General features: G+C 51.6%; 16 protein-coding genes. 2 read left to right on the forward strand and 14 right to left on the reverse strand.

Annotation, left to right across the window (positions count from 1 at the left end; genetic code table 11):
• Positions 1-15: 15 nt before the first annotated feature.
• Genes dapB through NSQ46_RS18970 form a run of 3 tightly spaced genes read right to left on the reverse strand, consistent with a single transcriptional unit; the run spans position 16 to position 1,756 of the window.
• A complete protein-coding gene (dapB, locus tag NSQ46_RS18960) occupies positions 16-819 on the reverse strand; it encodes a 4-hydroxy-tetrahydrodipicolinate reductase (RefSeq protein ID WP_342574348.1) in 804 nt (267 codons plus the stop codon).
• Positions 809-1,375 carry a tetratricopeptide repeat protein gene (locus NSQ46_RS18965; protein WP_342574350.1) on the reverse strand — a complete coding sequence of 189 codons (567 nt, stop codon included), beginning with the start codon at positions 1,373-1,375 and terminating at the stop codon, positions 809-811. Before NSQ46_RS18965 ends, dapB begins: the two co-directional genes overlap by 11 nt.
• 51 nt (positions 1,376-1,426) lie before the next feature.
• Positions 1,427-1,756 (reverse strand): nucleotide pyrophosphohydrolase, encoded by a 330-nt coding sequence (locus NSQ46_RS18970; protein WP_028403617.1) that lies wholly within the window; start codon positions 1,754-1,756, stop codon positions 1,427-1,429.
• Positions 1,757-1,982: 226 nt separating this feature from the next.
• On the opposite strand from NSQ46_RS18970, the gene NSQ46_RS18975 reads away from it, so the two are divergent.
• Entirely contained in the window at positions 1,983-2,852 is an 870-nt protein-coding gene (locus NSQ46_RS18975; protein WP_342574352.1) for a YitT family protein, read from the forward strand.
• Positions 2,853-2,914: 62 nt separating this feature from the next.
• Here the strand turns inward: NSQ46_RS18975 and NSQ46_RS18980 are convergent, their stop codons facing one another.
• The 8 genes from NSQ46_RS18980 to NSQ46_RS19015 all read right to left on the reverse strand — a co-directional run bounded on the left by NSQ46_RS18980 (position 2,915) and on the right by NSQ46_RS19015 (position 8,953).
• Positions 2,915-3,784 (reverse strand): sporulation protein YpjB, encoded by an 870-nt coding sequence (locus NSQ46_RS18980; RefSeq protein WP_342574353.1) that lies wholly within the window; start codon positions 3,782-3,784, stop codon positions 2,915-2,917.
• 68 nt (positions 3,785-3,852) lie between these two features.
• On the reverse strand, positions 3,853-4,488 hold the full coding sequence (locus tag NSQ46_RS18985) for a DUF1405 domain-containing protein (protein WP_028403620.1): 636 nt from the start codon (positions 4,486-4,488) through the stop codon (positions 3,853-3,855).
• A gap of 183 nt (positions 4,489-4,671) precedes the next feature.
• Positions 4,672-5,556 (reverse strand): menaquinol-cytochrome c reductase cytochrome b/c subunit, encoded by an 885-nt coding sequence (locus tag NSQ46_RS18990; protein WP_007129845.1) that lies wholly within the window; start codon positions 5,554-5,556, stop codon positions 4,672-4,674.
• A 21-nt stretch (positions 5,557-5,577) separates the two neighbouring features.
• Positions 5,578-6,249 (reverse strand): cytochrome b6, encoded by a 672-nt coding sequence (locus tag NSQ46_RS18995; RefSeq protein ID WP_006209500.1) that lies wholly within the window; start codon positions 6,247-6,249, stop codon positions 5,578-5,580.
• Positions 6,250-6,264: 15 nt separating this feature from the next.
• Positions 6,265-6,810, reverse strand: coding sequence for a ubiquinol-cytochrome c reductase iron-sulfur subunit (locus tag NSQ46_RS19000; protein WP_007129844.1), 546 nt, complete (start codon positions 6,808-6,810; stop codon positions 6,265-6,267).
• Between the two features lie 194 nt (positions 6,811-7,004).
• The gene (locus tag NSQ46_RS19005) at positions 7,005-7,421 is read right to left on the reverse strand and encodes a DUF2487 family protein (RefSeq protein ID WP_342574371.1); all 417 of its coding nucleotides are present in this window, start codon (positions 7,419-7,421) and stop codon (positions 7,005-7,007) included.
• A gap of 104 nt (positions 7,422-7,525) precedes the next feature.
• Positions 7,526-7,705, reverse strand: coding sequence for an IDEAL domain-containing protein (locus NSQ46_RS19010; RefSeq protein ID WP_007129842.1), 180 nt, complete (start codon positions 7,703-7,705; stop codon positions 7,526-7,528).
• 111 nt (positions 7,706-7,816) lie between these two features.
• Positions 7,817-8,953 (reverse strand): hypothetical protein, encoded by a 1,137-nt coding sequence (locus NSQ46_RS19015; protein ID WP_342574374.1) that lies wholly within the window; start codon positions 8,951-8,953, stop codon positions 7,817-7,819.
• A 495-nt stretch (positions 8,954-9,448) separates the two neighbouring features.
• Here NSQ46_RS19015 and NSQ46_RS19020 point away from each other — a divergent pair, with 495 nt between their 5' ends.
• Positions 9,449-10,207: a methyltransferase domain-containing protein gene (locus NSQ46_RS19020; RefSeq protein ID WP_342574376.1), complete on the forward strand. Its 759-nt coding sequence runs from the start codon at positions 9,449-9,451 to the stop codon at positions 10,205-10,207.
• A 113-nt stretch (positions 10,208-10,320) separates the two neighbouring features.
• Here the strand turns inward: NSQ46_RS19020 and NSQ46_RS19025 are convergent, their stop codons facing one another.
• The 3 genes from NSQ46_RS19025 to NSQ46_RS19035 are packed head-to-tail and all read right to left on the reverse strand — an operon-like array spanning position 10,321 to position 12,168.
• Positions 10,321-10,941, reverse strand: a complete 621-nt coding sequence (locus tag NSQ46_RS19025; protein ID WP_341033822.1) for a histidine phosphatase family protein — start codon at positions 10,939-10,941, stop codon at positions 10,321-10,323.
• Positions 10,942-10,975: 34 nt separating this feature from the next.
• Positions 10,976-11,578, reverse strand: coding sequence for a zf-HC2 domain-containing protein (locus NSQ46_RS19030; RefSeq protein WP_144871492.1), 603 nt, complete (start codon positions 11,576-11,578; stop codon positions 10,976-10,978).
• Positions 11,575-12,168 (reverse strand): sigma-70 family RNA polymerase sigma factor, encoded by a 594-nt coding sequence (locus NSQ46_RS19035; protein WP_028403627.1) that lies wholly within the window; start codon positions 12,166-12,168, stop codon positions 11,575-11,577. Before NSQ46_RS19035 ends, NSQ46_RS19030 begins: the two co-directional genes overlap by 4 nt.
• Positions 12,169-12,332: the final 164 nt, after the last annotated feature.

The raw sequence follows: 12,332 nt of genomic DNA on the forward strand, positions 1-12,332 counted from the left end.
GATTTCTCCCCTATGTTAGTCGATAAAATGATCAAATCCATAGATTAATCCGGTATATCCCATTACCTTCTCGATTGCCATCTTCACGCCCGGCATATAGGCTGCACGCTCATAGGAATCGTGACGGATCTTCAAGCTTTGTCCGTAACCGCCGAATATGACCTCCTGCTGCGCAAATACGCCCGGGAGCCGCAAGCTGTGGATGCGGAAGCCTTTGTAATAACCGCCTCTTGCGCCTTCGATAACCTCTTCCTCTTGCGGATTGCCTTGCCGGATTTCCTCGCGGTTAGCGGCTATCATCTCGGCCGTCTTGATCGATGTCCCGGACGGTGCGTCCAGCTTCTGATCGCCATGCGTTTCGATGATTTCAACATGCGGCAGGTACTTGGCCGCTTGGGCGGCAAACTTCATCATCAGAATGGCGCCGATCGAGAAGTTCGGCGCGATCAAACCGCCGATTCCCCGCTCCTCGCACTGCTTGTCCAGCTCTTCGATCTGCTCCGGCGTGAAGCCGGTAGTGCCCATGACCGGACGGACACCGTGCTTAATCGCCAGCGCCGTATTGCTGTATGCGAACTGAGGCGCCGTAAAATCAACCATAACGTCAGGCTTCGACTCCACCAGCGCCATTTCCAAATCCGACGTCACTTCAATACCGCAGGCCGGAAGACCTACCAGGGTCCCCGCATCCTTGCCCGCATCCGACCGCCCGACGGCAGCCGCCAGTTCAAGTCCGGGATCCCCCAGCACCAGCTTCACAACCTCTTTACCCATCCGGCCGCCGGCGCCGACAACGATTACCGATATTTTATCTGCCATTTTCATGTCCTCTCTTTCCGTCCGATGCCGGTTCTTCCAAATATGATCTCAGACGCTGCTTAAGCTCTTCCATAATATGCTGCAGACTGCTCTCCTGCGGATATAAAGCAATCACTTCCTTCAAGGTGGCAATGGCCATGGCATGTTCATTCAGCTCGCTATAAACGAGGGCCAGCCATACATAGGCCTGCGAGTGTAAGGGATCCATCGCGACAGCTGACTTTAGGTGCGAAACCGCCTGATACAGCTCCGACTTGGTGACATCCGTACGTCCCTCAACCATTCTTCTCGCCCTCTGAACCAGCTCAGCTGCCTTTATATGCTGCAAGTGAAGGGTGTATTCAGGTTTGTCCGGCTGAAGCCGCACCGCTTCCTCCGCGTGGGAGATTGCCATTTCCAGTCGGTTGCTCCGGCCGTACGTGATCGAGCAGCGGTAATGAACCTCAGCATCCCCGGGATTGGCCTGGATCGCTTCTTCGAACCAGCGGAGCGCCTCTTCGAAATCATTTTGAAGTATGCATCGATAAGCTTTTTGTATATAAGTTTCCGATTTCACTGGCTGTCCCTCCCCCGCAGCGGGTTTTGGTACAGCATATGTAACAGCGGCCTAATCGGTGTTTATTTTCGTCCACCGGTCGGCGTCACGCGTCGTGAATTTGTGCATCACTTTATTATGGGCTTCGGTCAAATCAATGCCAAGCGAATTGGCGAAGCATATCGTGATGAACAAAATATCGCCAAGCTCGAGCTCAATGGAATTGTCCGCTTCTTCCGCTTTCTTCGGCTTCTCGCCGAATTGGTGGTTAACCTCCCGTGCCAGCTCGCCAACCTCTTCCGACATCCGGGCCATCATGGACAACGGGCTGAAATAGCCTTCTTTGAATTGCGAGATGTAGCGATCGACTTCCTGCTGCATTTCAGCCATTGATTTTCCCAAGATCATTAACTCCCTTCAATGCTCGTTTTCTTCCAGGCTTTGCCCAATCTTCCCGAATCCGCCTCATTCCATGAAGGGATCCCAAGATTGTTTTAAACCTATGTTATCGTAAAGCGGTTTTGAAAACAAATATTTTTTATCCCTTCCCCGATCGGTACATACTAGTCGGGTTAATCTGGAAACCTGATCATATCGGAACATTACAGACCAGAATGCGAGGGGTAATATGAGATCAAGCAAATGGCTCGGGCAGCTTCAGTTGATCATCCCGATTATGTTCGGGACGGCGATCTATGCTTTCGGATTGCTGTACTTTATCATTCCGAACGAACTGATGGAAGGCGGCGTTACCGGCATTACCGTACTTCTTAATTATGCGTTTAATATCGCCCCCTCCATCTCTACGATGGTCATCAACATCCCGCTGTTTCTGCTCGGGATGAAAATTCTCGGCAAGCGCCAATCCATCTATACCGGGCTCGGAATCGCGTCCTTAACGCTGTTTCTCTGGCTGTTCGAGCTTCTGATCGACAAGGGCTGGATTCTCCCCTTCCGGACGGAGCATGATTATATTCTCGCCTCCCTTTACGCCGGAGTCACGCTCGGGGCAGGACTCGGGATCGTTTTTCGTTTTGGCGGAACGACCGGGGGCTCCGATATTATCGCCAGAATCGTTAACCGCAAATTTGGTTTTAGCATGGGGCAGGTGATCCTCAGTCTGGATATCCTTATCATCGGACTGTCCTTGTTTTTTATCCCGCTTGAACGAATTCTGTACACCCTGGTTGCCGTATTCATCGCTTCCAAGGTGATCGATTTTATCCAGGAGGGGGCATATGCCGCGAAGGCCTTTACCATCATCAGCGATCAAGCGGAGAAAATCGCCGATCGCATCACCGTTGACATGGAGCGGGGAGTTACATTGATCCCGGCGATTGGCGTATACTCCAAAAAAGCCAAGCACATCATTTACTGCGTCGTTTCCAGGCAGGAAATCAGGCGGTTGTCCGGGATCGTGAAATCCGTCGACCCGCAAGCATTTATGATCATAAACGATGTCAATGATGTGCATGGGGAAGGATTTAAAGAAGAATAGCCCGGCTTTCGCCGGGCTACTCTTGATTGCTTTCATTCAATCTGCCCCCGGCTCCCAGGCTTTTAAACCTTGGGCGGAAACAGCGGCTTCGTACTGTTCAGTTGTCCCTGGTATTTCCGGTACCCTGCAAAGGTTAATGCAGCCAGGATGATTGCGCCTATGATGACCTGCCAGGTCCACGGCTCCTTTACCTCGCCAAGCGGAGCCAGGGCAGGCTCATCCCTCTTTTTACCGAATAAGGTATTCACAAGTTCCTCCCCTTGCGGAACGATCCGCAAAACCCCCTCGGTATCGCCGGACGACACGAGTCCCCCCGCATAAGATAGCCAGGACTCGACCATATTGACTTCATCCGGCTTGCGCTGAATGATGACCGAAGGACGAATCAGCTCATAATGCCCCTGCAGGCTCTCGAATGCGCTCGCCATTCCCTCCTTATCCTGTTTACCCGCAAGCTCCCTCATCTTATCCAAGTCTTCTCTCACAACCTTAAAATACTGCAGCCACAGCGCGTCATTCGTATGGGTCAGGCTGTCCGCGGCCAACCGAAGCTTCCCCGCGGTCAACATCCAGTGCTGCGGATCCTGGGAGGCATGCGCAGTCGCTTCTTTCATTTCAATGATGCTCTCGGCCAGCACATGAATGCCTTCAACTCCGGCTATGCCCTGAAAGGAAGAGGACTCGAACAAGCCGGAGACTTTCCTGACCTGCTCCAAAACCGCCTGGATATTGCCCTCCTCAACGTAGCGGTACAGCAGCTCCACTTCCTTATTAAATGCCTTCGCTTGAATCGGGGCAGCAGGTGAGGTTTCGTCTGCATCATTAACAGCGGCCGACCCCGCCCATATCGGATTCCCCGTACCGATCGCTAATATGAGCAGAACAAGAAACGCAGGCACGTATCGGCTCAGTTTGGGCATGATTCGTATCATGGGACATCCCTCCTACCGTATATGTTATGGCAGGAGGGATGTCCATAGAACCCGAAAGGTGCCTTGGGTTACATGCTCGATTTTTGCAATGCGTATTTCCTGGACAACCAAGCAGCAAGACCGCTAAACAGCGTAAGCAGATAGGTGAACAGCTCAACGGCCGACAAGTTGTCGTACAGCTGACCCGGCAGCCAAGGGAAAACACCAAAAGAATAATCCACCGTATCGTTCAGGAATGTCCAAGCAATCGCCCCGGTAAGGGCGGTCCAGCGATAATGAAACAGCCTTACGAACAGGAGCGCTTCCACCGCCATCGCCGTATGGGATACGACCAGCATCCAGTCCTGCCACACCAGAACATCCCCTTGGGCTTGTCCCGCGAAGATGATCGCGACCGCCCAGATCCCGTACTTCACCGACGTAACGACCGCCAGCGCTTCGATCCATTGCTGCACCATCGCGCCTAAGGCCGTCCTAGGTGGATAAAGCAGCAGCAAGATCGCAATGCTGAAGAACAAGCTGGCCGTGGGACTGTCGGGCACGAAGATGACCTGCCAAATCTGGCCCCGGCTCAACGTGTCGGAAATTTGATGGCCATACCATATGTATCCATAAATCGTACCGAGCACATTGCATATCAGCAGCAGCCACAGGAACGGCCGTTTTCCGATGAATTCCCTGCTCCAAAAATATGATAGTGACAATCTCCGTCCCCCTCAAAGTGTTAACATACATTCGCTGTTCGCGACTAACGGGTATTATAACCTATCTAACTCTCTTTTTCACCTGTCGCAGTTCGTTTCCGGTTCAACCGCACGGGATCATCAATGATAGCCTTTCAAAGAAAAAAACCTGACCGCAAGATGCGATCAGGTTCTGGCTTTGTGCTATTCGGCCGCTTCAGCCTTCTGGCTTGCAAGCCATTCGGCCAATTGGTCGAGCTCCTCTTCCGTTACACCGGCATTAAGTGCAGTGTCTTTCATCGGAGGCATCGAGCCTTGACCTTTCTCGATAATGGCAACGATCTCTTCCTTTGTATGGGTATCACCGACACCGCGCAGCGATGGACCGGATGCTCCCTTCAGGTCAGCTGCGTGACATGAGATGCATGTAGCCGTCTTGAACGTCTCCATGGCCGGATTGTCCTTGTCGACAATCGCAACCACGCTGTCCTCAGGCTGCTTCGCATTCGAAGTCGGCAGACCTGCGGCATGCTTCTCTTCAGCCTCTTCTTCCCGCTGAATATGCTCAGGCTTCTGACCGGATTCTTTCAGCTCATGCTGATAGTGCGTCCATGCCGAGTTCGTCAGATAGACGATGGAAATCAGTGACAAAATCATGAGCGATGAAGCGATCGGACGCTTATAGAAGCGGCGTTCCTTGCCTGTATCCAGGAATGGCGCGAGCAGCAGTGAGCCGAATGCAATACCGGTCACGCCGATCGTTCCGAGCACCACATAATCGCCGGAAGCGTACGGAAGCTTCAAATACTCATAAAGGAACAAGAAGTACCAGTCAGGCATCGGAATTACGGATGCCCCCGGGTCAGCCGGATAACCGAGCGGCGCCGGCTCCGATATGGTCAGCACTAAGAAACCGACCAGAACGACAACACCAACCATCCATTCCTTCAACAAGAAGTTAGGAATGAACGCTTCTGATTTGCCAGGGTAAGCGGTGTAATCCGGCGGTACGACCCAGCCGTTGCCCTTGCGTACACGGGAATCACCGACAAAAACAACTTTCTCATCAGATTTATGACCATGTGCCATAAATTTGCGCCTCCCTTCTTCTTATAGTGGTCCGGAAATACCCTGTCTGCGGATCATGATAAAGTGTCCTACCAGTAGGGCCAGGAGCACAGCCGGGAGGAAGAATACATGGATGGCGAAGAAACGTGTGAGCGTTTCGGCGCCTACAATGGTACCGCCCTGCAGCAATTCTTTAATGATCGGACCGAGCCAAGGCACGGAGTTCGCAATTTCGAGTGTAACCTTTGTTGCAAAGTAAGCTTTGTTATCCCATGGCAGCAGATAGCCTGTCAGGCCAAGGCCAAGCATAACAAAGAAAATAAGCATGCCGACTACCCAGTTCATTTCACGAGGCGCTTTGTAAGAGCCTGTAAAGAACACGCGCATCGTATGCAGGAACATCATGACGATAACCAAGCTAGCACCCCAGTGGTGCATACCACGGACGATTTGCCCGAAGGCGACCTGCGTCTGCAGATATTCAACACTGTTGTACGCGTTGATAATATCGGGCACATAATACATCGTCAGGAACATTCCCGACAAAATCTGGATGACTGTGATGAAAAACGTCAAGCCGCCGAAACAGTACACAAACGCGGAGAAATGGTGTGCAGGGTTTACGTGCTCAGGGACCTCGTGGTCCGCAACATCTCTCCAAATCGGCGTGATATCGAGACGCTCGTCAATCCAGTTGTAGACATTCTTCAACATCCGAATCTACGCCTCCTATGATACTACGGTATTTGGTACAATTTCGCCGAGGTAAATCCAGCCGTTCTCCACTTTCGTCTCGTACTGGTCAAGCGGCTTCGGCGCGACTGCAAGGTTCTTGCCGTCCGGCGTATAACGTGCACCGTGGCAAGGGCAGTGGTACTCATCCGGGAAATTCTTGTTGCTGTTCCATCCGACAAGGCATCCCAGATGCTTACAAATCGGCGAAAGCGCTATAATCTCACCCTGATCATTCTTGCGAATCCACGCCGTCAGCGTAGCTGTACTGTTGTACCAGCCGTCCTGCTGCTGCAGCTCAAAATGGAACTCTTGTGGTTCGTTGGTAATTTTGCTCTCCTCTACGACCTTAACGAAAGCTCCTTCTTCCTTGTTCTGAAGAATTGGATCCACGGCAAAACGGAGCATTGGCAAAACTACCCCAGCAGCCATGTAAGCTGTGGCACCGCCCAACGTGTATGTAAGAAATTGTCTGCGGGACATCTCTTTCCGGCGGGGTGGATTGTGCGATTCTTCATGCTCGTCATTGTGGTTGCTGCTCATTCTGTGTTCAACCCCCTTTGTCAACCGTTCTTAAGTGTCATCAATGATTAAAATCACACGACGTACTAGGACATACTAATAATATATTAGGCACCCAAGACCGTCAAGAATGTGAAGGCCAAAAATGGGTTCGCTTCCAACAGGCCTCTCATAAATTGTTGGTATTTTGTCACAATTTCATGCACCGTTTTTCACTACCCCTGCCACATTTCACTGATGCCCGCTGAAACGGCTGCGGCGGCCTTGCTTCCTTCCTCCTCAATCCTGCGCCGGGACAGCACAAGCGTACTCTCGGGGACATCCTCGGGGCTAAGATCACCGTCCGCCGTCATAACGACGACATATCTGAATCCGGCCTTTTTAACATTGTGACATACTTCATTTAAAAGCGTCGTATCCTCAGTCTTTCCATATTGCACGGCAGGATATGTAACGATTCTGCCCTTAAACGGAATTTCCGCCAAATCCATGAAGTCTCGCAGTCTCTCGAGCGCGCTGGTTGCTTCCCATGGAGGCTCCTGGCCGGTCAAACCGGTGAACGGTATTAAGCAGGTGTCAAAATAGGGCTGCAGCTCCGGCCATGTCTGCTCGTCCACTTCACTAAATTTCATCTAAAAGTTACATCCTTTCTCTCACGCCAAACGCTTTTTACATCATTATACGAGTGAGAGCCCAGGTAAGGCAAAAAAAAGAAGAAATGCATGGAGGCATTTCTTCAGTTCAAAGTCCTCAGTTCATCCGTCAGGTTTTTGAAAGCCACTTCATCTCCGGATGCCAGCGCTGCGTCGATTTCCTTATACAGTTCTTCACTCCGATGCTTACGCAATGCCTCGTCCCATACCATTTCAGCAGCCAGACCTAACATAACTTCGTAAGTAACCTTCATTTTATCCATTAGGATGCACCTCCAAACCAAATTTTAAATAAGTAATTTTCCACGTATTTCGCTTTCCTAATCTCCTTCGACCACCATATCATGCGTCACCCGGACGGCCATTTCCTGCCTTTACTTCAACTCTTTTGAATCGTTGATGTGGATGCAAGCCTCCGCTGCCTTTAAGCCGAGCGCTGTCATCTTGTACGCTGTGCCGTGCGCCGTGCTTTCCCCGATCCGCAGCAAGCCCAGATGCATCAGCATCCGAATCAGCCGCTGTTCGAGAATGCTTTGCGGGCTGTCATAATAGAACGGGCGGACGAGCCATCCCAGCGATTCGTAGAGCGATGCGGCACTTACCCAATCCCGTGTGCATTGACTGATCCAGTATACAAGCGAGGTAATATTGGGAATTGCGCCTTTATAAAGTCTTAACCAAAAGCGGAATATCTGCATCACGCTAACTTGATTTCCTTCATCGAGAAGCGAGGCCCCGCTGTCGGTAAGCACCAGCCGGCTGCCGTTCTCCCTGACCCATTGCCTTGCATACGCATAATCGTATAACAAAGCTAGCCGGTCGGGATAGGCAATGCAGGATCGGCCGTATCCGAACCTCCACGCCCCTTTGGCTAAGAGCGGTTCATCAATGTGGAGCATGCCCATAAGCTGTTGTTGGTTCCGCCGATACATAAAACCTTCGAGGTTCAGCTCGATGTCATGGCCGCCGATATACTTGAGCATCAGCAGCAAATCATCCACGATCAGCCCCTGCTCGTCCCGGTAGGCCTCCGGATCGCCCGGCAGCCGCTGCAGCGGTTCAAGAAGGCGTTCGCGCAGCACTTCCCTGAAGCGCAGCTTCAAATCGGAAGGAACCTGGAACATATATTTCGTGGAATGGGTGAATCCGTTAAACAGCCAGCCGCTTCTGCGGTAACGCGCTACGGCTTCGCGAGGGCTTTCGGTTTGTCCCGCTGCGCTCTTCCCCTGCGGATTGTCGCTGTTGACATCCGCAGCTTGGCGGATGGCCGCCGTCAGCTCTTCCAGACTGTAACCGCTCCTGGCGTCAAATACCAGATGGTTCAGAAAGCGGAGATCGCTCAGGGACAAGCTGCCGATCTGCTCCTCTAAAAATTCCCTTCCTCCAAGCTTGCTTAAGATACTCTGGATTAATTCATGCTTCGAGTTTCTCTTGGCGTCGCATTGATAGTGATTCGCGATGCTGCTGAGCTGACCAATATCGGCATAAGTGAGCATATCCGCTAGATTCATCGTTCATCGCCTCGCCGTTTTACATCCATTATGGGAATGTTTCGATCATTTGATACCTCTTCTCTCTCGTTTCATGAAGTTTCATGTCCCTAGTAAGCGTCGGAATCAAACTGATCTGTATGGTGGTTTTATCATTTTTAACGGAATAGCGGCTTCATAAACGTGAGATTGCGTATTTTTTTATACTATTTCTATGCCCTCTTAATCCATGATAGAATCTGGGATATTCTCAATGAAAGGGAATATATGATAAGCTGGATTACAACATCTGCCCGTGCATGTAACGGATATTTGACTCAACGAATGGTTAACGATGAGATGCACGAATACGGTTAGCGAACGAAAGAGGTGATCCGTCATGGCGACCCGGGAACACGAAACATAACAACGCGTATTCAGAATTCGAGGACCTCCGGACGACGGCCCCCTGCTTTATGTCCATCAAGCAGCCAGCCGACAATATCTAGTGATGAACATATGGAGGTTCGAATAAAAATGAAGATCGATGATCGTTTTGAACAATACTTAAATGAAGCCCAACGGGCATTCTCCGGCTGGGATTTCTCCTATATAACCGGGTCAGGCCGGATGCAGACGCAGCTGCTTCCTTGGTCGCTGGGAAGCATTTTGATCCCTTATTTCCGCGATGCGCGAAGTCTGCTTGATATGGGAACGGGAGGCGGAGAGTTTTTATCGACGCTGCAGCCGTTCCCGAAGATCACCTATGCCACGGAAGGGTACCCCCCGATTGTGCCTGTTGCGCGCCGCAAGCTGGAGCCGCTCGGCGTTCAAGTCGTATATGTAGAAGACGATGATAAGCTTCCGCTGCCTGATCGATTGTTCGATGTGGTCATGAACCAGCACGAATCGTATGCGCCGTCCGAGATTCGGAGAATCCTGGCCGAGCAGGGCGTATTTATTACCCAGCAAGTCGGCGGAACCTATTGCTACCAGATCAATGATCTGTTCGGCGTTCCGCTCAATGCCGAGTTTGCCCATTGGAACCTCGATTACGCAGCCTCAGAGCTTCGGGATCACGGGTTTAACGTCACGTTCGCGCGCGAGGATTACCCCGTCCAGCGGTTTTACGATATCGGCGCGCTCATTTACTACCTTTCAGCCATTCCGTGGCAGGTCCCGGATTTCACGGTGGATCGTTTTAGGGATGAGCTGCACCACATACACGTGATGATCCAATCGCAGGGCTACTTCGAGGTGAGGCAGCATCGTTTTATTATGATTGCCTCGTTGTAAACTGATATTGTGGAGGGTTTCCCCCTGCCGAACTCATTTTAAATAAAAAAATCGCCCTTGATCGATGACCTGCTGAGTCATCGGATCAGGGGCGTATTCTGTATCGAGGGTTATTACTTCGTCGGCAGCACATTCGTGTCCTGGCCTTCCGCTGGTTCCGTCAACAAATGCTTGGTGCAGTTATAGAGCAGCGGCGACCAGTCATCATCCTTGCGTTCCACGATCGTCAGCGACAGATTTCCGATACGCTGGCTCAGTTGACCGCGGCAGACGAGCTTATACAGCTGTGCCAGGAAACCGCCGTGACTTACGACGATGATATTGCTGTTCCGATGCTTGATCGCCATATCGTCCAAAAAGACAAGTCCTCTGGACATCAGCTCCACATCGGTCTCTTGGCCCAAATCCTGCTGATGCCAGTCGGTTCCGAACCGGGCCTCCCGCTCCTCCGCCGTGAGCCCTTCCACCTGGCCGTATCTCCGCTCCCTTACACGGGGATCCGGCTCAGCTACCGGAATGCCGAGCATGGACGCGATGATCTGGGCGGTTTCTTCGGCACGGGAAAGACCGCTGCTGATCGCAAAGTCCCAATGATAGGGCTCCTGACGAAGCCGCTCGCCAAGCAGCCGTGCCTGCCGCCGTCCTTCCTCATTCAGCGGAATATCCGTCTGTCCCTGTATTTTGCCCATCGCATTCCAGTCCGTTAAACCGTGGCGAACCAACCCTATCAGCATGATCTTCCTCCTCTTGTATATTTCGATGCATTCGCTATCGTCTGACCCGATTCAGCCTCATCAGGAAATACATGGCCAGCCCCACACCCAGAAGCGACAGCAGCATCCAATACTGCGGCTCGGTAGGACTCATTCCAACCACAAACGGATCGATAATTCCGCTGTTGGTCTTCGGAATGTTATAATCCTTCGCTGTCAGGCTTTGACCGGTATCGGCGATTCCCGTCGGGATAATTCCGGTAGCGACAGCCTCGGGCTTCGGCTCGGCCGGACTTCCGATGACGGCAAAATAGATGAAGCTGCACACGAACAGTGCCAAAAATCCGGCAATCCATAAGGTCAGCCGCTTGCGAAATACTCGGCTTATTGCGCGGCTCTTTGAGGTCTCCTCGACCAGCCAAGGAAAATCCCGATAAATACGGTCCATGACATTGCGGTTGATTCGTTCGCTGTCGATCCCCGGAATATCCTCCTCCTCCAAAGCATGGACCATGTTCAAGCTCTGAAGCCACAATTCGTGCTCCGCCGCGCACGCGCTGCAGGTTTTTACATGCGCATTCAGCCGCTGTCGCCGCGGATCTTCGTCAGGCAAATCCCAGACACTTTCCATCAGCTCTCGGGCTTCTTCGCAATTCATTTGCTCTTCATCCCTCTCAGCTCTTCCAAGACCGGTTCATAGAAATAAGGCTCGAGCTGAATTTTGACACTGCCTCTGGCTCGAAACAGAAGGGATTTGACGGAGCTGACGCTTTGACCTAATATGTCTGCGATTTCCTGATAGTCGAGCTGATCGTATTCCCGGAGAATCAGCGCTGACCGCTGCTTCTCCGGTAAATTATTTATAGCTTCCCTTACCATATGTACGCGTTCGCTTCGTAAAATCGCCTGCTCGGGCGCGACCTCAATCGGCGCCACGGGAACGACCCCGCTCTCCTCCAGCGGCAGCGTACCGCTGCGATGCTTCCGGAGCTCGCTCAGCACCGTATTTCGCGCAATGGTATACAGCCACGTCGAGAACGATGCATCCACCTCGCGAAACGAATGCAGGCTGCGGAAAGCCTTATAGAATGTCTCGGAGCATAAATCCTCCGCCATCAGCTCCATGTTGGAGCTCTTTAACATATGATAGACAAATGCCAATATTTTTCTCTGGTAGCGCCGCATAAGCTCCGAGTACAGCTCGGTATTGCCCTGCTTGATTTCTTGTATTAACTGGGAATCCGTCATATGATTTTTCGTTCCTCCTTCTCCCATCGGTGCCTCAACTTCCTTGAATGTCCAAGGAAACGATCAATTAGGATCTGTAAAAGTACCGTCAAACCATATATAGTTACGCCTCTTGGTGACTGACTATTCTATGTATTTGGCAATTTCCCCAAATCTTCTACACT

This window comes from Paenibacillus sp. FSL M8-0142 (genome assembly GCF_038597315.1).
Classification (GTDB): Bacteria; Bacillota; Bacilli; order Paenibacillales; family Paenibacillaceae; genus Paenibacillus_AQ; species Paenibacillus_AQ lactis.

Excerpts from the sequence above, each read along its gene's own strand:
- dapB (WP_342574348.1), bottom strand. The coding sequence starts at position 819 with ATGGCAGATAAAATATCGGTAATCGTTGTCGGCGCCGGCGGCCGGATG.
- NSQ46_RS18975 (WP_342574352.1), top strand. The coding sequence starts at position 1,983 with ATGAGATCAAGCAAATGGCTCGGGCAGCTTCAGTTGATCATCCCGATT.
- NSQ46_RS18980 (WP_342574353.1), bottom strand. The coding sequence starts at position 3,784 with ATGATACGAATCATGCCCAAACTGAGCCGATACGTGCCTGCGTTTCTT.
- NSQ46_RS18990 (WP_007129845.1), bottom strand. The coding sequence starts at position 5,556 with ATGGCACATGGTCATAAATCTGATGAGAAAGTTGTTTTTGTCGGTGAT.
- NSQ46_RS18995 (WP_006209500.1), bottom strand. The coding sequence starts at position 6,249 with ATGTTGAAGAATGTCTACAACTGGATTGACGAGCGTCTCGATATCACG.
- NSQ46_RS19000 (WP_007129844.1), bottom strand. The coding sequence starts at position 6,810 with ATGAGCAGCAACCACAATGACGAGCATGAAGAATCGCACAATCCACCC.
- NSQ46_RS19005 (WP_342574371.1), bottom strand. The coding sequence starts at position 7,421 with ATGAAATTTAGTGAAGTGGACGAGCAGACATGGCCGGAGCTGCAGCCC.
- NSQ46_RS19010 (WP_007129842.1), bottom strand. The coding sequence starts at position 7,705 with ATGGATAAAATGAAGGTTACTTACGAAGTTATGTTAGGTCTGGCTGCT.
- NSQ46_RS19015 (WP_342574374.1), bottom strand. The coding sequence starts at position 8,953 with ATGAATCTAGCGGATATGCTCACTTATGCCGATATTGGTCAGCTCAGC.
- NSQ46_RS19020 (WP_342574376.1), top strand. The coding sequence starts at position 9,449 with ATGAAGATCGATGATCGTTTTGAACAATACTTAAATGAAGCCCAACGG.
- NSQ46_RS19025 (WP_341033822.1), bottom strand. The coding sequence starts at position 10,941 with ATGCTGATAGGGTTGGTTCGCCACGGTTTAACGGACTGGAATGCGATG.
- NSQ46_RS19030 (WP_144871492.1), bottom strand. The coding sequence starts at position 11,578 with ATGAATTGCGAAGAAGCCCGAGAGCTGATGGAAAGTGTCTGGGATTTG.
- NSQ46_RS19035 (WP_028403627.1), bottom strand. The coding sequence starts at position 12,168 with ATGACGGATTCCCAGTTAATACAAGAAATCAAGCAGGGCAATACCGAG.